Source organism: Streptomyces sp. BR1 (assembly GCF_052373795.1).
Taxonomy (GTDB): Bacteria; Actinomycetota; Actinomycetes; order Streptomycetales; family Streptomycetaceae; genus Streptomyces.
Window position 1 is genome coordinate 3227970 of record NZ_CM126252.1, and the last position, 18837, is coordinate 3246806.

The 18837-nt window shown below is 72.8% G+C and carries 18 protein-coding genes; 1 reads left to right on the plus strand and 17 read right to left on the minus strand.

The features are described 5' to 3' along the window. Positions 1-203: 203 nt before the first annotated feature. The 10 genes from ACT1U9_RS13910 to ACT1U9_RS13955 all read right to left on the minus strand — a co-directional run bounded on the left by ACT1U9_RS13910 (position 204) and on the right by ACT1U9_RS13955 (position 10669). Entirely contained in the window at positions 204-476 is a 273-nt protein-coding gene (locus tag ACT1U9_RS13910) for a hypothetical protein (RefSeq protein ID WP_444538608.1), read from the minus strand. Between the two features lie 187 nt (positions 477-663). After that, positions 664-1458: an ABC transporter permease gene (locus ACT1U9_RS13915; protein WP_444538609.1), complete on the minus strand. Its 795-nt coding sequence runs from the start codon at positions 1456-1458 to the stop codon at positions 664-666. An 8-nt stretch (positions 1459-1466) separates the two neighbouring features. Further along, positions 1467-2249 (minus strand): ABC transporter permease, encoded by a 783-nt coding sequence (locus tag ACT1U9_RS13920; RefSeq protein ID WP_444538610.1) that lies wholly within the window; start codon positions 2247-2249, stop codon positions 1467-1469. Further along, complete coding sequence (locus ACT1U9_RS13925) at positions 2246-3253, minus strand: ABC transporter ATP-binding protein (RefSeq protein WP_444538611.1); 1008 nt, start codon at positions 3251-3253, stop codon at positions 2246-2248. Before ACT1U9_RS13925 ends, ACT1U9_RS13920 begins: the two co-directional genes overlap by 4 nt. Positions 3254-3390: 137 nt before the next feature. Next, positions 3391-4398: an ArsR/SmtB family transcription factor gene (locus ACT1U9_RS13930; RefSeq protein WP_444538612.1), complete on the minus strand. Its 1008-nt coding sequence runs from the start codon at positions 4396-4398 to the stop codon at positions 3391-3393. A gap of 90 nt (positions 4399-4488) precedes the next feature. Then, positions 4489-6012: a DUF7059 domain-containing protein gene (locus tag ACT1U9_RS13935; RefSeq protein ID WP_444538613.1), complete on the minus strand. Its 1524-nt coding sequence runs from the start codon at positions 6010-6012 to the stop codon at positions 4489-4491. A 180-nt stretch (positions 6013-6192) separates the two neighbouring features. Then, complete coding sequence (locus ACT1U9_RS13940) at positions 6193-6903, minus strand: small secreted protein (protein ID WP_444538614.1); 711 nt, start codon at positions 6901-6903, stop codon at positions 6193-6195. A gap of 211 nt (positions 6904-7114) precedes the next feature. Further along, the gene (locus ACT1U9_RS13945; RefSeq protein WP_444538615.1) at positions 7115-9508 is read right to left on the minus strand and encodes a sodium-translocating pyrophosphatase; all 2394 of its coding nucleotides are present in this window, start codon (positions 9506-9508) and stop codon (positions 7115-7117) included. 260 nt (positions 9509-9768) lie between these two features. Then, positions 9769-10212: an ATP-binding protein gene (locus tag ACT1U9_RS13950; protein WP_444538616.1), complete on the minus strand. Its 444-nt coding sequence runs from the start codon at positions 10210-10212 to the stop codon at positions 9769-9771. Between the two features lie 103 nt (positions 10213-10315). Next, positions 10316-10669 carry an STAS domain-containing protein gene (locus ACT1U9_RS13955; RefSeq protein ID WP_188272881.1) on the minus strand — a complete coding sequence of 118 codons (354 nt, stop codon included), beginning with the start codon at positions 10667-10669 and terminating at the stop codon, positions 10316-10318. Positions 10670-10748: 79 nt separating this feature from the next. Here ACT1U9_RS13955 and ACT1U9_RS13960 point away from each other — a divergent pair, with 79 nt between their 5' ends. Next, on the plus strand, positions 10749-13256 hold the full coding sequence (locus tag ACT1U9_RS13960) for a DEAD/DEAH box helicase (protein WP_444538617.1): 2508 nt from the start codon (positions 10749-10751) through the stop codon (positions 13254-13256). On the opposite strand, the gene ACT1U9_RS13965 is transcribed toward ACT1U9_RS13960, so the two are convergent. The 7 genes from ACT1U9_RS13965 to ssd form a co-directional block, all read right to left on the minus strand. After that, complete coding sequence (locus ACT1U9_RS13965) at positions 13168-13665, minus strand: Rv3654c family TadE-like protein (RefSeq protein WP_444538618.1); 498 nt, start codon at positions 13663-13665, stop codon at positions 13168-13170. The genes ACT1U9_RS13960 and ACT1U9_RS13965 overlap by 89 nt on opposite strands. A gap of 8 nt (positions 13666-13673) precedes the next feature. Next, positions 13674-14003 carry a TadE family type IV pilus minor pilin gene (locus ACT1U9_RS13970; RefSeq protein WP_444538619.1) on the minus strand — a complete coding sequence of 110 codons (330 nt, stop codon included), beginning with the start codon at positions 14001-14003 and terminating at the stop codon, positions 13674-13676. Between the two features lie 52 nt (positions 14004-14055). Then, positions 14056-14253, minus strand: a complete 198-nt coding sequence (locus ACT1U9_RS13975) for a DUF4244 domain-containing protein (RefSeq protein WP_444538620.1) — start codon at positions 14251-14253, stop codon at positions 14056-14058. 104 nt (positions 14254-14357) lie between these two features. After that, on the minus strand, positions 14358-15140 hold the full coding sequence (locus tag ACT1U9_RS13980) for a type II secretion system F family protein (RefSeq protein WP_444539103.1): 783 nt from the start codon (positions 15138-15140) through the stop codon (positions 14358-14360). Between the two features lie 116 nt (positions 15141-15256). Next, positions 15257-16135: a type II secretion system F family protein gene (locus ACT1U9_RS13985; RefSeq protein ID WP_444538621.1), complete on the minus strand. Its 879-nt coding sequence runs from the start codon at positions 16133-16135 to the stop codon at positions 15257-15259. Continuing rightward, a complete protein-coding gene (locus ACT1U9_RS13990) occupies positions 16132-17328 on the minus strand; it encodes a TadA family conjugal transfer-associated ATPase (RefSeq protein WP_444538622.1) in 1197 nt (398 codons plus the stop codon). Before ACT1U9_RS13990 ends, ACT1U9_RS13985 begins: the two co-directional genes overlap by 4 nt. Continuing rightward, positions 17325-18428, minus strand: coding sequence for a septum site-determining protein Ssd (gene ssd / locus ACT1U9_RS13995; RefSeq protein WP_444538623.1), 1104 nt, complete (start codon positions 18426-18428; stop codon positions 17325-17327). The genes ACT1U9_RS13990 and ssd overlap by 4 nt, the downstream gene beginning before the upstream one ends. Positions 18429-18837: the final 409 nt, after the last annotated feature.

The window sequence follows — 18837 nt, forward strand, 5'->3', positions numbered from 1 at the left end:
CGACTTACGGCGAGTCTGCCGCCCGGACCGCCCGACAACGTTGTGAAAAGCGTTTCGTCCCAGCGCGGAGCCGGCCATCGGCCCGGGCGTCCACCCGGTCGCCGACCTGGGCACCGTCCCGGGGAGAGCGCCGACCGGCCCGGCGCGTCGGCGCGAGTGCCCGGCATGATCGCCGTCGGCCCGCCCGACGCGTCGCCGAGGCGTCATATGCGTGTGAAGCACCACACCCCGGCGACGAGGAACGCCACGCCGAAGACGGTCGCCAGCGCCGCCGACACGGCAGGACTGCCCCCGTCCGCCACCGGCTCGCGATGCCGCACACGCGCTCCCGTCCACGCGAGCAGCGCGCCACCGAACAGTACGAAGACCGCCCCCGCGAACACGGCCGGAGCCGCCTCCGCCCCACCCATCCCGTCCATGGCGCGGATCCTGGCACCCCCGGGCGGAGTCCCGGCGAACTCCAGGTGAACGGGCACACCTCGGCACACCTCCATCCGGCCCAGCGGGGGCGGGAGTGTGTCGAGCGTGTGTCGGGGGCGGTGGGGAGGGTCGCGGGGAGCGGTGCGGGAAAGGGGTTGGGGTGGGGGCATTTGTTGGCTGAAATCGGACCCTGGGGGGGATCCCCTCCCCCCACCCACCCCACTTCCCCCTCCCCGCCCCACGTCACATCACGTCGAGCGTGGCCCGGCGGCGGCTGCCGTGTTCGAAGACGGTCAGCAGCAGCACCGCGAGCACAGCCCAGCCCACGCCCACCGCCAGTTCCGCCCCGACCTGGCGCCATGCGGTAGCGCCGCCCGACGCGATCCGCCGGGCCGCACCCGCCGCATGGGTGAGCGGCAGTACCTCACCTGTCGTACGCATCCATCCCGGCAGGGACGCACGCGGCACATTGGCACCGGTGAGCAGCAGTAGTGCCGAACTGGCCACATTCGACACCAGGAACACGTCCCGGAAACGCAGCCCCAGCGCGCCGAGCGCGAGCCCGAACGCCGAGCACGCGACGGCTGCCGCGACCAGGACCAGGGCGAGCCCGGGCACCGCCCCGGCGGGCAGGCTCAGCCCCAGCACCAGACACGCGGCGGCGAGCGTGAAGGCGCTGACCACCAGCCCGTTGAGGACGTACGGGAGGGCGCGGCCGAACCACAGGGGCGCGCGGCGCCTCGGCGAGAGCAGGACGGCGCCCAGCGTGCCGTACCGCCGCTCGTTCGAGACGGCCATCGTGCCGCCGTACACGCACGCGGTGGAGGAGGCGAGTACGGCGTTTCCTATGAGGTAGAAACGGTCGTCGGCGACGCCGAGTTCCCGGCCGAGGAAGACGAAGAAGAGAAGTTGCAGGACGGGGCCGACCAGCAGGGTTCCGATGAACATGGGCGGGGTGGTCCAGTTGAAGAGCGCCCGGTAGGAGATGGCGCCGCCGACGACCACGAGGCGTCCGGTGCGGATGAGTTGACGCAGCATCGGTGCTCCTAGGCGAGGGCGAGGGTGGCGGCGGCGCGGGCCCGGCGCTCGACCCGGCCGAGGACGGCGACGGCGAGCAGCGCGTAGGCGGCGCCGAGGGCGAGGGCGAGTCCCATCGGCCGGAGCACGTCGCCGCCGGAGGTCGCCGCGTGGACCGCGCGGGAGCCCCAAGTGGTGGGCAGGAACCAGGAGATGGGCCGGGTCCAGCCGGGCAGCGAGCCGATCGGGACGAGCATTCCGGACAGCATCCACACGGGTGCGTCCAGCGGGTTGGCGAGCGCGTTGGCGTTGCGCAGGAGGACGAAGGTGGCCGCGAGGAGCAGCCCCATCATGCCGAGCGCGAGCACGCACACCGGGACGGCGAGGAGGAAGAGGACGGGGTGGGCGAAGTCGAGCGGTACACCGAACAGCAGCCATCCCCAGCCGACGGTGGCCACCATGGCGTAGGTGCCGATGACGGCGGTGGCGAGGGTGATGGGCAGCAGGATCAGCGGCAGCCGGGTCGGGGAGACGACCAGGGTCTCCAGGGTGCCGAGCCAGCGCTGGTTCTGCACGGCCCCGCCGGAGCCGAAGAGCACGGACGACCAGATGCCCATGAGGCCGGCGCCGACGGAGGCGGTGAGCAGCCGGTCGGGGTCGCCGGCGGCGCGGAAGAGGTAGACGGCGAGGGTGGCGTAGACGAGCGGGACCAGGACGGCGAAGGTGATCTCGATCGGCGAGCGCGACATATAGGTGACATGGGTGCGCACGCCGACGCGTACGAGCCGGCCGATCCGCAGCAGCCGCTTCACGCGGTCACCTCGCGTACGGTCGGCCGCGCGGGGGTGCCGGCGTCCTCGACGATCGCGATGTAGGCGTCCTCCAGGGTCGGTTCGCGGGTGACGACCCGGCCGATGCGGATGCCGTCGAGCGCGGCAAGTACCTGTCCGTGCACGTCGGCGCCCCGGTCGGTCTGTACGGTGACGGCCTGTGCGGCGCCCCGGTCCTCGGCGGCGACGCCGCGCACTCCGGGCAGCCGCCGCAGCCGTTCGAGGGCCGCCTCGTCCGCGCCGTACGCCTCCAGCTCGACGACGTCCCGTTCCTGGATACGGGACTTGAGCTCGTCGGGGGTGCCGAGTGCCCGGATGGTGCCGCCCGCGATGACGGCGATCCGGTCGCAGAGTTCGTCGGCCTCGGCCATGTAGTGCGTGGTGAGCAGGACCGTGGTGCCGGCCGCCTTCAGGTCGGCGACGGTGCGGCGCAGGTCGCGCGCGGCGACCGGGTCGACGCCGATGGACGGCTCGTCGAGGAAGAGCACGTCGGGGTGGTGCAGCAGCCCGCGCGCGATGTGCAGCCGCTGCCGCATGCCGCGCGAGTACCCCTCGACGCGCTCGCGCTCGCGCCCGTCGAGCCCAACGAGATCGAGGAGTTCGGCGATCCGCGCCTTCTGTTCGCGCGGCTCGACGCCGTACAGCTCGGCGAAGTAGCGCAGGTTGTCGAGAGCGGACAGCCGCTCGTACAGCCCGCGGTCGCCGCCGAAGACGTATCCGATGCGTCTGCGGACGGTGACGGGGTCGCGCGCCACGTCGTGGCCGAGCACCCGGGCCGTGCCGGAGGTCGGCAGCAGCAGGGTGTTGAGCATTTTGATGGTGGTGGTCTTGCCCGCGCCGTTGGGCCCGAGCAGCCCGAACAGCTCCCCCTCTCCGACGTCGAAGCTGACTCCGCGCACCGCCTCGGTCTCCACCCGGCGGGGCCGCAGCCAACCCGTACGGGAGGTGTACGTGCGGCGCAGTTCACGTACTTCAATCGCTGTCATGTCCACGACGCTAGGGGCGGGTTTCGCCCCCGGCCATTGATTCGGCGCGCCCCGAATCGTCGCCTCCGCGCGCTCGCCGGGCGCCGGGAGGCGAGCCAGAGCCCCAGGCCCGAGGGCCCCGGTGGCCCTGGCCGCCCTTAGCCGACCGCCCGCAGCACGTCCTCGCCCGACAGCAGGGCGAGCAGCGAGCGGCCCGTGTCCGTCAGCTGGTAGTAGACGCTGCGGCCGACCCGGTGCCGGGTGACCACCCCGGCCTCGGCGAGCCCCGACAGATGCTCCGAGACGGTGCTCGGGGCCAGCGAGAGCCGGTCCGCGAGCCCGGCCGTGGTCAGCGGGCCGCCCAACTGCCGCAGCACCGCCGCCCGTCCGCGCCCAAGGAGCATCCCGAGCCGGTCCTCGGCGAGCGCCAGGGGCTCGGGCGACTCCCGCAGCGCGCCCGCGCCGCGCGCCTGGAAGGAGACCGCCAGCACCTCGGGGTCGTCCGTCGAGTAGAGCCGACAGCCCTCGGCGAAGACCAGCGGCACCAGGAGCAGCCGCCGCTCCCCGGCCCGGTACTCGGCGTCTATGTGCTTGGTCAGCTCCAGGACCGGCGGCTCCCACCGGGCCCGTGACTCAAGCCCGGCGAACAGCGCGTCGACGCCCTCGGTCGCGAACGTCCGTGCCCGGACGAGGACTTCGTCTTCGACGAGGCGCCGCATGGTCGGCCACAGGTCGGCCAGCGCCCCCTCCCAGTACGCCTCGTACGCGTCGGCCAGCGCCGCGCAGGCCGCCTCCGGATCCTCGCGGTAGGGCCGCACCAGCGGGTGCTCGTCCAGGTCCGGGTAGTGCTCGGCGAGCTGCGTACGCACGACCTCGGACGGGGTGGCGCGGACCTGGGCGGTCTCCTCGTAGACCGAGTGGGTGCCGGTCGGCTGCGGCAGGATGAAGTCGGGGAAGTTCAGCGGCCCGTCGAGCAGTTGGCGCAGCGGGCGCACGCGCTCGTCCTCGCGGACCACCTCGCGCGCGCGTACCGCCCACTCCTGGTACGGCCAGGAGGGCCGGCGTTGCGGCCGCAGGAGGTGCAGGCTGCAGAACGCCTCCCACAGCGGGCTGACGGCTATGCGGGTGGCCCCGAGCGCCGCTTCGTCCAGCTCGATCCGGATCATGCGTTTCCCACCCCCGTCAGTCCGTCATCCCGTCACTGCCTCTGCCACTTCACGGCCGCCCCGGCCCGCCGCTCCCCCGCGCGGCTCCCGTCAGTCGTCCATCGGCTCCAGGAAGCCCTGTCCGACCAGCATCCGGATCGCCTCCGGAGTGCGGTCGCGCAGCAGCACCGCGTCCTCGCCGAGCAGCTGGGCGATGGCGTCCAGGATCCGCCCGGCGTCCAGCTGGCCGTCGCAGACGCCCGCGAAGCCCGCGCCGACCGTGTCCACCGTGGTGGCCCGGCGCATGCCCCGGTTCTGCCGGAGCACCACGTGCTCGGGGTCCTCGGCGCCCGGCAGCCCCACCTGTTCCTGCACCACCTCGTCGGCGAGGCGGAAACGGGAGGCGAGCAGCGCCGCGTCGTCGTGGGTGCGCAGGTACTCCTGGCGGGCGAAGTGGGTGCGCACGGTGTCGCCGAGCGGCTGCTCGACCGGGTGCGGCCACTCCTCGACGGTGATCGAGGGCTGCTCGGAGCCCGACTTGTGCAGGGTGATCCAGCCGAAGCCGACCGCCTTGGTCTTGCGCGCGTCGAACTCGTCGAGCCACGCCTCGTAGCGCGCCGCGTACTGCTCCGGGTCGGTGCGGTGGTCCCCGGCGTCCCGCAGCCACAGCTCCGCGTACTGCGTGATGTCCTGGACCTCGCGCTGCACGATCCAGGCGTCGCAGCCGCGCGGCACCCAGGAGCGCAGCCGCTCCTGCCACTCCTCGCCCTCGACGTGCTGCCAGTTGGCGAGGAACTGCGCGTACCCCCCGTCGTTGAGCCGTGCCCCCGCCTGCTGAACGATCGAGCGGCACAGATCGTCCCCGCCCATCCCGCCGTCCCGGTACGTCAGGCGCGCGCCCGGCGAGATGACGAACGGCGGGTTGGAGACGATCAGGTCGTACGTGGCGGAGCCCACCGGCTCGTACAGCGAGCCCTCGATCAGCTCCGCCTCGGGCGCGCCGGACAGGGCGAGGGTGAGCCGGGTGAAGGCCAGCGCGCGCGGGTTGAGGTCGGTGGCGGTGACCCGGGTCGCGTGCTGTGCGGCGTGCAGGGCCTGGATGCCGGAGCCGGTGCCGACGTCCAGGGCGGACGCCACCGGCGTGCGCACGGTGAGCCCGGCGAGCGTGGTGGACGCGCCGCCGACGCCGAGCACCATGCCCTCGTCGCGGCCGCTCGCGCCCCCGGCGCCGCCGACGGCGCAGCCGAGGTCGGAGACGATGAACCAGTCCTCGCCCTCCGGTCCGCCGTACGGGCGCACGTCAACCGCGGCCCGCACTTCATCACCGGTACGGGTGATCCAGCCGTCCTCCAGTGCCTCGTCGCCCGGCAGGGCCGCGCGGGCGGCCTCGTACGCGACGGGCTGCTGGAGCAGGAAGAGCCGCACCAGCGTGTCGAGCGGCGATCCGCCGCGCGTGGCGCGCAGGGCGGGCACCGTCTCGCTCCGGGCCAGCGCGGCGTAGGCGGGCGCGCCGAGCAGGTCGAGCAGCCCGTCGGCGGTGAAGTCGGCCGCGATCAGGGCGTCGCGGAGCCGCGCGGCGCGGTCGGGCACGGGCAGGCCGGCGGGCGAACTGGCGGAATCACTGGTCGTACTCACCCGGCCATTGTGGCGGCTGGCACTGACAAACACCCACGGCCCGGCACCCACATGGGTCCGGGCCGTCCGAAAGGGGTGTGTGCGGGGCGTCGAGCCGCTCCACGCGCGCGTGGCGTCCGCCGCACGAGGCACGAGGCCCCGCGCGACGGACGCGCGCGTGGAGATTGGTCTCCGCCGGCGCTACTGGCCGCTCGACGACGCCGAGGGCTTGGCCGAGTCGGACGGCTTGGCCGACTCCGACGGCTTTGCGGAATCCGACGGCTTGGCGCCCTTGGAGGCGGAGGCCGCCGGGGACGCGTCCTTGGAGGCGCCGCCACCGGCCGCGGGCGAGGAGGTCGTGGAGGGCGTCTGCTTCTGGCAGCCGGGCTGCTTCTGCATCGCCTTGCCTAGGTCGCCCGACTCCAGCTTCTTGAGGGCGTCGTCGCTGCTCTTGCTGATGGTGTTCAGCTGGTCGGCGACGCCCTTGAGGCCGTCCGCGAACTTCGCCTGGTCGCCGGTGTCGAGCGCGTCGACCTTCTTCTTGAGGTCGGCGTACGAGGCGGAGGAGGCGCTCAGCTCCTTGGCGGCCTCCTGCTGCGTCTTGTCGCCGTCCTTGACGGGCGGGGCACCGGCCTTGTTGATGCTGTCGGCCAGCGCCTTGTACGCGTCCGAGATCTGCTGGAAGGCCGCCGAGTCCGTCTTCTGGACATCGGCCGGCTTGCTCTCGTCCGCCGTCTGCTTCTCGATGGCGGCGTTGGCGTCAGTGATCTTCTTGATCTGCGGCTGGGCCTGGTCACAGAAGGTCTTGGCCCAGTCATTCACCTTCTTGCCCGAGTCGTCGCTGCTGCACGCCGACAACGCGAGCACCAGTACCGCACCGCCGGACAGTGCGGCCGCAAGCTTCTTGTTCACCGGATCGGTCCCTTCCAAGGCTCTCGGCCCCGGAACATACACGCCAAGTGGGCGACAACCGCGTGTCGTACGCCGGATCTGCTGGCTTTTGCAGCCATTTGCACCAAGGGAGACAAGGCTCACGGCGACCGTGCGGCGGGGCTTCCCGGACAACGCGACGGGCGGACAGTGCGTCAATTCGCACTGCCCGCCCGCTCTTGTCGAGGTGTCGCTAGGAAACGACCGCAGGGTCAGGTGACTTGGCGGTCATCTCATGGTTGCCCTCGTCGCCCACGGCCACTCCGCGCCGCTTGGACACGTACACCGCGCCGATGATGACGGCCGTCGCGAGCACCGCGACAACCGCGCGCACACCGGGGCTGGCGTCCGCTCCGTAGCTGAACTTGACCACGGCGGGCGCGATGAGCAGCGCCACCAGGTTCATCACCTTCAGCAGCGGGTTGATGGCCGGGCCCGCGGTGTCCTTGAACGGGTCGCCGACGGTGTCGCCGATCACGGTCGCGGCATGGGCCTCACTGCCCTTGCCGCCGAAGTTGCCGTCCTCGACCATCTTCTTGGCGTTGTCCCACGCGCCACCGGAGTTGGCGAGGAAGACGGCCATCAGCGTGCCGGTGCCGATCGCGCCCGCGAGATACGAGCCGAGCGCGCCCACACCGAAGGTGAAGCCGACCGCGATGGGCGCGAGCACCGCGAGCAGACCGGGCGTGGCCAGCTCGCGAAGCGCGTCCTTCGTACAGATGTCGACGACTCGCCCGTACTCCGGCTGCTCGCTGTAGTCCATGATCCCGGGGTGCTCGCGGAACTGGCGCCGCACCTCGAAGACGACCGCGCCCGCCGACCGGGAGACCGCGTTGATCGCGAGGCCCGAGAAGAGGAACACGACGGCGGCGCCCAGCATCAGGCCCACCAGGTTGTTGGGCTGTGAGATGTCCATGCTGAGCGTCATCGCGCTGGTCTTGGCGCCCACGTCGCCCACCGCCGTGGCGATGGCGTCGCGGTACGAGCCGTACAGCGCGGCCGCCGCGAGGACCGCGGTGGCGATCGCGATGCCCTTGGTGATGGCCTTGGTGGTGTTGCCGACGGCGTCCAGGTCGGTGAGGACCCGGGCGCCGGCGCCCTCCACGTCGCCGGACATCTCGGCGATGCCCTGCGCGTTGTCGGAGACCGGCCCGAACGTGTCCATGGCGACGATCACGCCGACCGTGGTGAGCAGGCCGGTGCCGGCCAGCGCCACCGCGAACAGCGCGAGCATGATCGACGTACCGCCGAGCAGGAAGGCGCCGTAGACGCTCAGACCGATCAGCAGGGCCGTGTAGACGGCGGACTCCAGGCCGATGGAGATACCGGCCAGGACGACCGTCGCGGGGCCCGTGAGCGACGACTTGCCGATGTCGCGGACGGGGCGCCGAGTGGTCTCGGTGAAGTACCCGGTCAGCTGCTGGATCACCGCGGCGAGCACGATGCCGATGGCCACCGCGACCAGTGCGAGGACGCGCGGGTCGCCGCCGTGGTTCTTGATGGCGGCGTCGGAGACCCCGTCCAACTTGGCGTACGACGACGGGAGATAGACGAAGACCGCAACGGCCACCAGGGTGAGCGAGATCACCGCGGAGATGAAGAAGCCGCGGTTGATGGCCGACATCCCGCTGCGGTCGGCGCGCCGCGGGGCGACCGCGAAGATGCCGATCATCGCGGTGACCACGCCGATCGCCGGAACGATCAGCGGGAAGGCCAGGCCCGAGTCGCCGAAGGCCGCCTTGCCGAGGATGAGGGCCGCGACCAGCGTCACGGCGTACGACTCGAAGAGGTCGGCCGCCATGCCGGCGCAGTCGCCGACGTTGTCGCCCACGTTGTCGGCGATGGTGGCGGCGTTCCTCGGGTCGTCCTCCGGAATGCCCTGTTCCACCTTGCCGACGAGGTCGGCGCCGACGTCGGCGGCCTTGGTGAAGATGCCGCCGCCGACACGCATGAACATGGCGATCAGCGCCGCGCCGAGGCCGAAGCCCTCCAGCACCTTCGGGGCGTCGGCCGCGTAGACCAGGACGACGCAGGAGGCACCCAGCAGGCCGAGGCCCACCGTGAACATGCCGACCACGCCGCCCGTACGGAAAGCGATCTTCATGGCTTTGTGCGAGACGGCCGTGAGATCCTTTTCTGGTTCGCCTTCTCCGGGGGTCGCCTCGCGGGCGGCGGCCGCCACGCGCACATTCGCGCGAACGGCAAGACGCATGCCGACGTATCCGGTCGTCGCCGAGAAGAGCGCGCCGATCAGGAAGAAGGCCGATCGGCCCGCGCGCTGCGACCAGTTGTCGGCCGGCAGCAGGAACAGCAGGAAGAACACCACGACGGCGAACATGCCGAGGGTGCGCAACTGCCGGGCCAGATAGGCATTCGCGCCTTCCTGTACGGCCGCCGCGATCTTCTTCATCGATTCGGTGCCCTCGCCTGCCGCCAGCACCTGACGGACCAGCAGTTGGGCCACGACCAGGGCCGCGAGGGCCACGGCCGCGATGACGATCACGATCAACCGGTTGTCGTCGGTCAGAACCGCGGCCGCGAGTGAAGTGGGGTGATCGAGTTCTTGTGGGTTGAAGAGCCCCGCCATTCGTCCTCCTTGACGCTCAGAGCTCAAGATGTGGACGGATTGTAGGGAGCGGAACACGATCAAAACAGGGCGCGGCCAGCGGAATTGACCTTCAGTTGCTACTCAGCAAATGATCGCGCCACACAAAGGCCCCCGAAAGCGGTAATGGGGCAAAAGCATTGACGCCTCATCCGGGATCGCGAAAATAATCTTTACAACAGAAAAAGGCCCTGCTCAGCAGGGCCTTCACAGCGGGGATCAAGAAAACGGTCAGGGCATGCTCAGGGCATGGCCGGGGCCTCGGTCGTCGGCCAGGTCATGCGGATGACGCCGCCGGACTCGTCCGAAGTGACCTCCACGTCGTCGACGAGGCCGCTGATGACCGCGAGGCCCATCTCGTCCTCGCCGGCGTCGTCCAGCTCGTCCTGGGACGCGGCGTCCCGGGCGCCCGGTGCGGCGCCCTGGGAACCCGTACCGGGCACCTCGTCGCCGACCTCGATGGAGAACGCCTTCTCCTCCTCGGTCAGCACGACCCGCACCGGCGCGGCCACCCCGTATGCCCGGTGCAGCCCGACGGCGCGGCTGCACGCCTCGCCGACGGCCAGCCTCACCTCGTCGAGGACCGCCTCGTCCACTCCGGCCCGGCGCGCCACCGCGGCCGCCACCAGGCGGGCCGTCCGGACATGTTCGGGCTGGGCGCTGAAGCGGAGTTCAACGGTGGCCATGCGATCCCCCTCGGGCATACGGGCGTGCGTCTCAGAGGCCCCGGGCCTTGGTGGGGCCCGGTGCCCCTGTCCTTCCTCCGGAGCCGTCCAGGGACGGCCGCCGTCAGTCGGTCGCGTTGACGGCCTCATCGACCGAGCTGTGGATCGGGAACACCTTGGTGAGCCCGGTGATCCGGAAGATCTTCAGAATGCGCTCCTGGTTGCAGACGAGCCGCAGCGAGCCCTCATGGGCGCGGACACGCTTGAGTCCGCCCACGAGCACGCCGAGACCGGTGGAGTCGAGGAAGTCCACGCCCTCCATGTCGACAACCAGGTGGTAGCTGCCGTCGTTCACCAACTCGACCAACTGCTCGCGCAGCTTGGGCGCGGTATACACATCAATCTCGCCACCGACCTCGACGACCGTACGGTCGCCACCAGGGCCGGACACATTGCGAGTCGACAGGGACAGGTCCACGGATCCTCCAGCACCTTGCTATCGAGCGGCCGCCCCCTGAGTCTCCCCGGCGGAGCCAGAGAACGGATCGCCAGCCGCGATGGCATTCAATCACTTACCAGCAGCCATGCACGACGCCTTCGGACCATTGTCCGTCACGCCAGTGACACACTCGGTGCCGATGGCCAGGAATCAGCACCCCAGAACACCCGCCACGGGCACGGGTGAACGACCCGACCCGGGCACGGTCCTGCACCGGCTCGCCGCGGGTGCGGACCGGGCTGCGCGCATCACTCATACGGAGCACTTGCCCCCGCGCGAGGGCCGCCATGCCGTCTGGCCCCACCGCATCCGCCCAGAAGTGATCAACGCCATTCAGCTGGCGGGCGTCGAGCACCCCTGGGCCCACCAGGCGGCCGCCGCCGAGCACGCCCTGGACGGCGAGTCCGTGGTCATCGCCACCGGCACCGCCTCCGGCAAGTCCCTGGCGTACCTCGCCCCCGTCCTCACCACCCTGCTCGACGGCTCCGAGGCCCCCAACGGACGCGGCGCTACTGCCCTCTACCTCGCCCCCACCAAGGCCCTGGCCGCCGACCAGCGCCGCTCGGTGAAGGCCCTCGCGGCGCCCCTGGGCAACGCGATCCGGCCCGCCGTCTACGACGGCGACACCCCGGTCGAGGAACGCGAATGGGTACGCCAGTACGCCAACTACGTCCTCACCAACCCGGACATGCTGCACCGGGCCATACTCCCCTCCCACCCCAAGTGGTCCTCCTTCCTGCGCTCACTGCGCTACGTCGTCATCGACGAGTGCCACACCTACCGGGGCGTCTTCGGCTCCCATGTCGCCCAGGTCCTGCGCCGTCTGCGCCGTCTGTGCGCCCGCTACGGCGCCGATCCCGTCTTCCTGCTCGCCTCCGCCACGGCGGCCCAGCCCTCCGTGGCCGCCCACCGCCTCACCGGCCTGCCCGTCGTCGAGGTCGCCGACGACGCCTCCCCGCGCGGCGAACTGGTCTTCGCCCTGTGGGAGCCGCCGCTCACCGAACTCCACGGCGAGAAGGGCGCGCCCGTACGCCGCACCGCCACCGCCGAGACCGCCGACCTCCTCACCGACCTGGCCGTCCAGGGCGTACGCACGGTCGCCTTCGTACGCTCCCGGCGCGGCGCCGAACTGATCTCCGTCATCGCCCAGGAACGGCTGTACGAGGTGGACCGCGCCCTCGCCCGCCGGGTCGCCGCCTACCGGGGCGGCTACCTCCCCGAGGAGCGCCGGGCCCTGGAGCAGGCCCTGCACTCCGGGGAACTCCTGGGCCTGGCCGCCACCTCTGCCCTGGAACTCGGCATCGACGTGTCCGGCCTCGACGCCGTGATCATCTCCGGCTACCCCGGCACCCGGGCCTCCCTGTGGCAGCAGGCGGGCCGGGCCGGGCGGTCGGGCGAGGGCGCACTGGCCGTCCTGGTCGCCCGCGACGACCCGCTGGACACCTACCTCGTCCACCACCCCGAGGCTTTGTTCCAGCAGCCCGTCGAGTCGACCGTGCTCGACCCGGACAACCCCTACGTCCTCGCCCCGCACCTGTGCGCGGCCGCCGCCGAACTCCCGCTCACCGAGGCCGACCTGGAGCTCTTCGGCCCGGCGAGCCCGGGGCTGATGCCGCAGCTGGAGGCCGCGAAACTGCTCCGGCGACGGGCGTCGGGCTGGCACTGGACCCGCCGCGAGCGGGCCGCCGACCTCGCCGACATCCGGGGCGAGGGGGGCCGCCCGGTCCAGATCGTCGAGGCCTCGACGGGACGGCTGCTCGGCACGGTCGACGCGTCCGCCGCCCACACCACCGTCCACGACGGCGCCGTCCACCTCCACCAGGGCCGTACGTACCTGGTGAAGCATCTGGACCTGGAGGATTCCGCCGCCCTCGTCGAGGAGGCCAATCCGCCCTATTCGACTGTTGCCAGGGACACCACCTCCATCTCCGTCCTCGAAACCGACACCGAGATCCCATGGGGAGCCGGCCGCCTCTGTTACGGCTCCGTCGAGGTCACCAACCAGGTCGTCTCCTTCCTGCGCCGCAGACTCATCACCGGCGAGGTGCTGGGCGAGTCCAAGCTGGACCTGCCGCCCCGCACCCTGCGCACCCGGGCCGTGTGGTGGACGGTCACCGAGGACCAGCTCGATGCCGCCCGGATCAACCCGGAGATCCTGGGCGGCGCCCTGCACGCCGCCGAGCACGCCTCCATCGGGATGCTGCCGCTCTTCGCCACGTGCGACCGCTGGGACATCGGCGGCGTCTCGGTGCCGCTCCACCCGGACACCCTGCTGCCGACGGTCTTCGTGTACGACGGCCACCCTGGCGGCGCCGGGTTCGCTGAACGCGCCTTCCACACCGCGCGGGAGTGGCTGACCGCGACGCGCGAGGCCATCGCCTCCTGCGAGTGCGAGGCCGGCTGCCCCTCGTGCGTGCAGTCCCCCAAGTGCGGCAACGGCAACGACCCCCTGCACAAGCGGGGCGCGGTGCGCCTGCTCACCGAACTGCTCCGGGAGGCCCCGGCCCCGGAGCCCGTTCCGGAAGCCGGTACGGAGGCGGAGCCGCCGGGCCCGCCCGGGACCTGACCGCCGGGCCGTACGGGCCGAACCTCGCCCGTACGGTCACATCGGCGATCTCCCCGGTCACCGCGCACCGCACCACCTGGCCGCCCTGCGCACCGGCGACCCGGGCCGCCGCGCCGCAGGCGTCGGCCGTGCCCCACAGCGCCCGGTCGGCCGCCGCCAGCGCGGCCAGGTCCGCGGCACCGCCCGCCCGATGCCGGGCCGCGACGGCCTGCCCCAGCGCGAGGACGCCCGCGAACACCACACAGAGCGCGGAGACGGCGACAGCCACCCAGACGGTCGCGAATCCCTGGTCGTTGTGGCGGGGGCGAGGGTGGTGGCGGTCCCGGCGCCAGGGCCGGTGCCGACGCCGCCATCGCCTCACATCACGGCCCTGGCCGCCGTCCCGGAACCCGCTCAGTACCCGGCGCATCCCCGCCCTCATTGCTCCTCCCCGACCGTGTCCTCGGCGAGGGCGGCGGCGTCGGCCGTCAGCGTGAGGGCCAGCGCGCCGGGACCGGGCGTCGGAGCCTCCACCCGGACGCGCCACAGGTCGCCGCTCCGGCCGAGCGTGACCCGCGCCCCGTCCGGCGCCGCCGAGCGCGCGGCCGCCAGCACCGCGCCCTCGGCCTCGGACCGCGCGGCCGCCCGCGCCCCCGCCCTGGCCGCGTCCACGCACTCGATCTGCGCGGCGGCCGCCATCACCGCCCAGAGCAGGGCCAGCGCGAACAACGCCAGCGCAGGTATCGCCACGGCCGCCTCGGCCGTCACAAAGCCCCGGTCAGCGCCTGGGGCCGGTTCGGCCGAACGGGCGCACCCACCTTCAGAACTGGACATTGAGTGCCCTCTCCACCACCGACTGAAGCGCCGAGGAGACGGCTCCGCTCGTCACCACCTTGTAGAGCACGGCCGCGAAGCCGCACGCGGCGATCGTTCCGACCGCGTATTCACTGGTCGTCATCCCGACGTCCCCGCGCAGCCCGTGCGCGGCACGCCGCATCCATGCCTTCATCGCCTTCATCTCAACCCCTTGTTGGTTGCCTGATGTTGCTCGTGTGTGGTGAATCGCCCGCTGTGAACTGCCCGTGGTGGATCCCGTGTGGGTGGCCGCTCGCGTCGCCGGGCTCAGTGCTTGAGCAGCCCGCTCGCCAGGCCGATGACCACCGGCGCCACCCCGGCCGCGAGAAACGCGGGCAGGAAACAGAGGCCCAGTGGGCCGGTGATCAGTACGCCCGCCCGTCTGGCCCGGGCCGCCGTCGTACGGGCCCGTTCGGCCCGACAGCGCTCGGCCACCCGCCCGACCGGCCCCGCCGCGGGCGCCCCCGACGAACCGGCCCGCTCCAGACAGCGGGCCAGCCCCGCCGCGCCCGATATCTCCCCCAACCTCCCCCACGCCTCGGCCGGGTCGCCGCCCAGCCGCAACTCCGCGGCGATCTGCACCAGTCGCCGTCCCACCGGGCCGTCCAGCGACTCCCCGACCGCGCCCGCCGCCTCGCGGGGTCCGGCCCCGGCGGAGAGACAGGCGGCCAGTAGGTCGGCGGCGAGCGGAAGTTCGGGGTCCGCCGCCCCGGATTCGCCACGCGCCCCCTCCGGCTTGCGGCGCCGCCCCCAGCGCCTCACCCCGTACGCCCCCGCCAGCCCGGCCACAGCGCCCGGCACCCCGCCGATCAGTACGTACGCGCCGGCCAGGACCCCCAGTGGCCCGACCCAGTCCCGCAACGGCATCGATCGCCCCGACGCCTGGCCCGGCAGCCACGCCCGCATCCGGTCCCACACCCGGCCGCGCCCCGTGAACAGCACCGCCGCGTCCCCGGTCGCCGCCAGCAGGGCCGCACCCCGTCGCCGGACCGTCCGTTCACGTTTACGGCGCGCCGCCTCCAGCCCTGTCCACAGGAGGAGGGACACCATCGCCGTCACCACCCCCAGCCTGTGGAAAACATCCCGCAGCACTTCGCCGGCCGAGCCCGAGACCGAGCCCGCGAGTCCGGCGTCCCCGAGCCCGGCGGCGGCCACCCGAACCCCGCTCACCCCTTCTCCCCCGTCCTGACGATCCGCGCAGTCCAGCACAGCCCCGCGAACTCCAGCGCTCCGGCCACCACCAGGCAACCGAAGCCGGCCGGGGTGTGCAGCAGTACGCGCAGCGGGCTCGCGCCCATCGCCGTACCGAGCAGCAGGCCGAGGACCGGGAGCAGGGCCAGCAGTACGGCCGTGGTGCGCGGGCCCGTCAACTGAGCGCGCAACTCCTCCTGTTGCTCCCGGTCGGCCCGTAACGCGGCCTCCAGGCGCTCCAGTCCGGCGGCGAGGCCCGTGCCGCCGTCGACCGCCACCTGCCAGCACGCGGCCACCCCGGCGAGTCCTTCCGCACCCGGCTCCCGGGCGGCCACCCGCAGCTCCAACGCCACGTCGCCGCCGAACCTCGCGGCCGCCAGCACCTGCGCCTCGGCCTCGCCCAGCGCTTGTGTGTCCCGGGCTGCCACCGCCAGCGCCTGGCCGGGCTGGCGTCCCGCCCGCAGTTCCCCGGCCACCACGCCGCACCACGCGACCACCTCGTCGCCGCGCCGCCACTTCGCCCGCTCGCGCTCCCGGGCCCGCAGCCACCGCCCCACCAGCGGCACCGCCACCACCCCGGCGGCCAGCGGCAGTACCGAGTCCGCCAGCACCGCCACGACCACCGCGACCGGCAGGCACAGCCACTCCGGCCGTGCCCGGCCGCGCAGCCGCTCCCAGAGCCGCCCCCACGGCGGCTCCTCCGGCTCGACCGCCGCCCCCACGAGCACCAGCCGTGCCCTGCGCAGCCCCTGGTCCCGCCCCACCGAGAGCCAGGCCGCCGCGAACGCGCACACGGCAGCCGCCGAGGCCGGGGTGACCAGCGCGGCCGGGTCCGCCGCCGTCCAGTTCGTCACCACGCACCTCCGAGCAGCACCCGCAGCCGTTCCCAGCCGCGCTCCTGGGCGAAGCCGCCCTTGGCCCAGCGCAGCGCCGGGACGGCCACCACCAGCCCCGCCTCGTCGCGCTCCAGCACCCGCACCTCGGCGACCCGGCGCCGCCCGGCCCTGTCCCGTACGAGATGGAGGACCACCGAAAGCGCCGCCGCCAACTGGCTGTGCAGGGCCGCCCGGTCGAGCCCGGCCGCCGTGCCCAGCGCCTCCAGGCGGGCGGGCACATCCGCCGCCGTGTTGGCGTGCACAGTGCCGCAGCCGCCGTCGTGTCCGGTGTTGAGCGCGGCCAGCAGATCGGTGACCTCGGCGCCGCGCACCTCGCCCACGACGAGCCGGTCGGGGCGCATCCGCAGCGCCTGGCGCACCAGGTCCCGCAGGGTCACCAGACCCGCGCCCTCCTGGTTGGCGGGCCGCGACTCCAGCCGCACTACGTGCGGATGGTCGGGCCTCAACTCGGCCGAGTCCTCCGCCAGTACGATCCGTTCGCGCTCGCCCACCAAGCCGAGCAGGGTGGACAGCAGGGTCGTCTTGCCCGTGCCCGTGCCCCCGCTCACGAGGAACGAGACCCGGGCCTGGATGAGTGCCCGCAGCACCCCGTCCCCGCCCGGCGGGACCGTCCCGGCGGCGACCAGTTCGCCCAGCGAGAACGCCCTGGGCCGCATCACCCGCAGCGACAGACAGTCCGCCCCGACCGCGACCGGCGCGAGCACCGCGTGCATCCGCGTCCCGTCCGGCAGGCGCGCGTCCACCCATGGCCGGGCGTCGTCGAGGCGCCGCCCCGCGACCGCCGCGAGACGCTGGGCCAGTCTGCGCACCGCGGCGGTGTCGCTGAAACGGACCTCCGTGAGCTCCAGACCGGAACCCCGGTCCACCCACACCCGGTCCGGCGCGGACACCAGGACGTCGGTGACGGCCGGATCGGCGAGCAGGGGCTCCAGCGGCCCCGTCCCGACCAGCTCGGAGCGCAACCGCTCGGCGCCGCCCAGGACTTCCGCGTCGCCGAGGAGACGGCCCTGGGCCCGAAGCGCGGCCGCCACGCGCGCGGGGGTCGGTTCTGCGCCGCTCTCCGCGAGCCGTCGGCGCACCGCGTCGAGCAGCGGCCCGGGCGAGCCTCCGAGCCCGCCCGCCGTGCCCCCCGGAGACACATCCGTACTCATGAGACCGCACCTCCCGTCAGCGCCTGCTCCCAGAAGGCCGTGCAGAAGCGGGACAGGGACCCGCGTGTCTGGCTGCCCGGTGGCGCCCCGTTCTCCTGGGCTTCCAAGAGGCCGTATTCCATGGGCAGTTCACCTGCCAGGGGCAGCCCGAGGGCGGCCGCCACCCACTGTTCGTCGAGGCCCGCCGCGTACGGGCCGCGCACCACCGCGCGCAGGTCCCGCAGGACCATGCCGACCGAGGACGCGACGCGGTTGGCGGCGGCGACCGCGCGCAGTTCGCCGGGGACGACCAGCAGGCCGAGGTCGAGCTGGGCGAGCGCCTCGGCCACCGCGTCGTCCACCCGTCTGGGCAGGTCGACGACCACCACACCGCCGCGTCTGCGCGCGGCCGCGAGGACCGCCCGCATCGCCTCGGCCGGGATCACCACCGAGTCGCCCCGGTCCCAACTGAGCACCCGCAGCGAGTGAAGCCACGGCAGGGACTCCTCAAGGGCGCCCCCGGCGACCCGGCCCCGGGAAGCGGCGAAATCCGGCCATCGTCTGCCCTCGGCCTGTTCGCCCCCGAGCAGCACGTCCAACCCGCCGCCCAGCGGGTCCCCGTCGACGAGCATGGTGCGCCGGCCGGCCTTGGCCGCCGTCACCGCGAGGGCGCAGGCCAGCGTGGACGCGCCGGCGCCGCCCCGCCCGCCGATCACTCCGACGGTCAGCGCCTGGCGGCCCACGCCCTCGGCCGCGTCCGCGATCCGGTCGACGAGCCACTGCTCCGCGTCGGGCAGCCGCAAGACATGGTCGGCGCCGATCTCCACCGCGAGCCGCCACACCCCGGGGTCGTCCTGGTCCCGCCCGACGAGCAGTACGCCGCGCCTTCGGGCCGCGCCGCGCACCCGGGGCGCCGCGTCGTCCCCGACCAGAATCAGGGGTGCGCTCTCCCATCCGGCGCTGCGCTCGGGCACCGCGTGGCGCACCTCCGGCTCGGCCCCCGCGGCGGCGCACAGCCGCAGCAGATCGTCGAGCAGCGCCTCGTCCTCGGTGACGATCAGGGGCCTCGCGCGGCGCCCCTCCGCACCCGCCGACCGGTCGGACGTCATGGGTCCGTCCATGATGTCCGCCTCCTCTCACTGCGATTCCTGGCGTCCGCGGACTTCGCGAACTGGAATCACGGTGGAGGCGTTCCGGAAATAAAGTGGATCTTGGTCAAAAGCTGTGGACAACTCGGCGGTTGTGAATATTCCGTTCACCTATACCGGTGACTTCCAGAGCGCACCGGAACCATTACGCTCAGTGACGAGTCAGACCGTGCAGAGGGAGGAGCCATCGCGGCCCGAGGGAGGGGGGAAGGATCGTGCGCGGGACCCGAAAATGTATCCGGACATGCGACGACCCCCGCCGGGGGGGAGAGCGGGGGTCGTCTCTCCGGCCGACTCGGGGGGGGAGGAGCCGGACCGGGTTAGCACGGTCGCGAACGATCCGTGACTTCCATGGTGTACCCGAGAGCCTTCTCAGGCAAAC

Bases quoted from the DNA above. Each gene is read 5' to 3' on its own strand.
- ACT1U9_RS13945 (WP_444538615.1), bottom strand. From the start codon at position 9,508: ATGGCGGGGCTCTTCAACCCACAAGAACTCGATCACCCCACTTCACTC.
- ACT1U9_RS13925 (WP_444538611.1), bottom strand. From the start codon at position 3,253: ATGACAGCGATTGAAGTACGTGAACTGCGCCGCACGTACACCTCCCGT.
- ACT1U9_RS13960 (WP_444538617.1), top strand. From the start codon at position 10,749: ATGGCATTCAATCACTTACCAGCAGCCATGCACGACGCCTTCGGACCA.
- ACT1U9_RS13930 (WP_444538612.1), bottom strand. From the start codon at position 4,398: ATGATCCGGATCGAGCTGGACGAAGCGGCGCTCGGGGCCACCCGCATA.
- ACT1U9_RS13980 (WP_444539103.1), bottom strand. From the start codon at position 15,140: ATGGTGTCCCTCCTCCTGTGGACAGGGCTGGAGGCGGCGCGCCGTAAA.
- ACT1U9_RS13965 (WP_444538618.1), bottom strand. From the start codon at position 13,665: ATGCGCCGGGTACTGAGCGGGTTCCGGGACGGCGGCCAGGGCCGTGAT.
- ACT1U9_RS13990 (WP_444538622.1), bottom strand. From the start codon at position 17,328: ATGAGTACGGATGTGTCTCCGGGGGGCACGGCGGGCGGGCTCGGAGGC.
- ACT1U9_RS13975 (WP_444538620.1), bottom strand. From the start codon at position 14,253: ATGAAGGCGATGAAGGCATGGATGCGGCGTGCCGCGCACGGGCTGCGC.
- ssd (WP_444538623.1), bottom strand. From the start codon at position 18,428: ATGGACGGACCCATGACGTCCGACCGGTCGGCGGGTGCGGAGGGGCGC.
- ACT1U9_RS13950 (WP_444538616.1), bottom strand. From the start codon at position 10,212: ATGGCCACCGTTGAACTCCGCTTCAGCGCCCAGCCCGAACATGTCCGG.
- ACT1U9_RS13915 (WP_444538609.1), bottom strand. From the start codon at position 1,458: ATGCTGCGTCAACTCATCCGCACCGGACGCCTCGTGGTCGTCGGCGGC.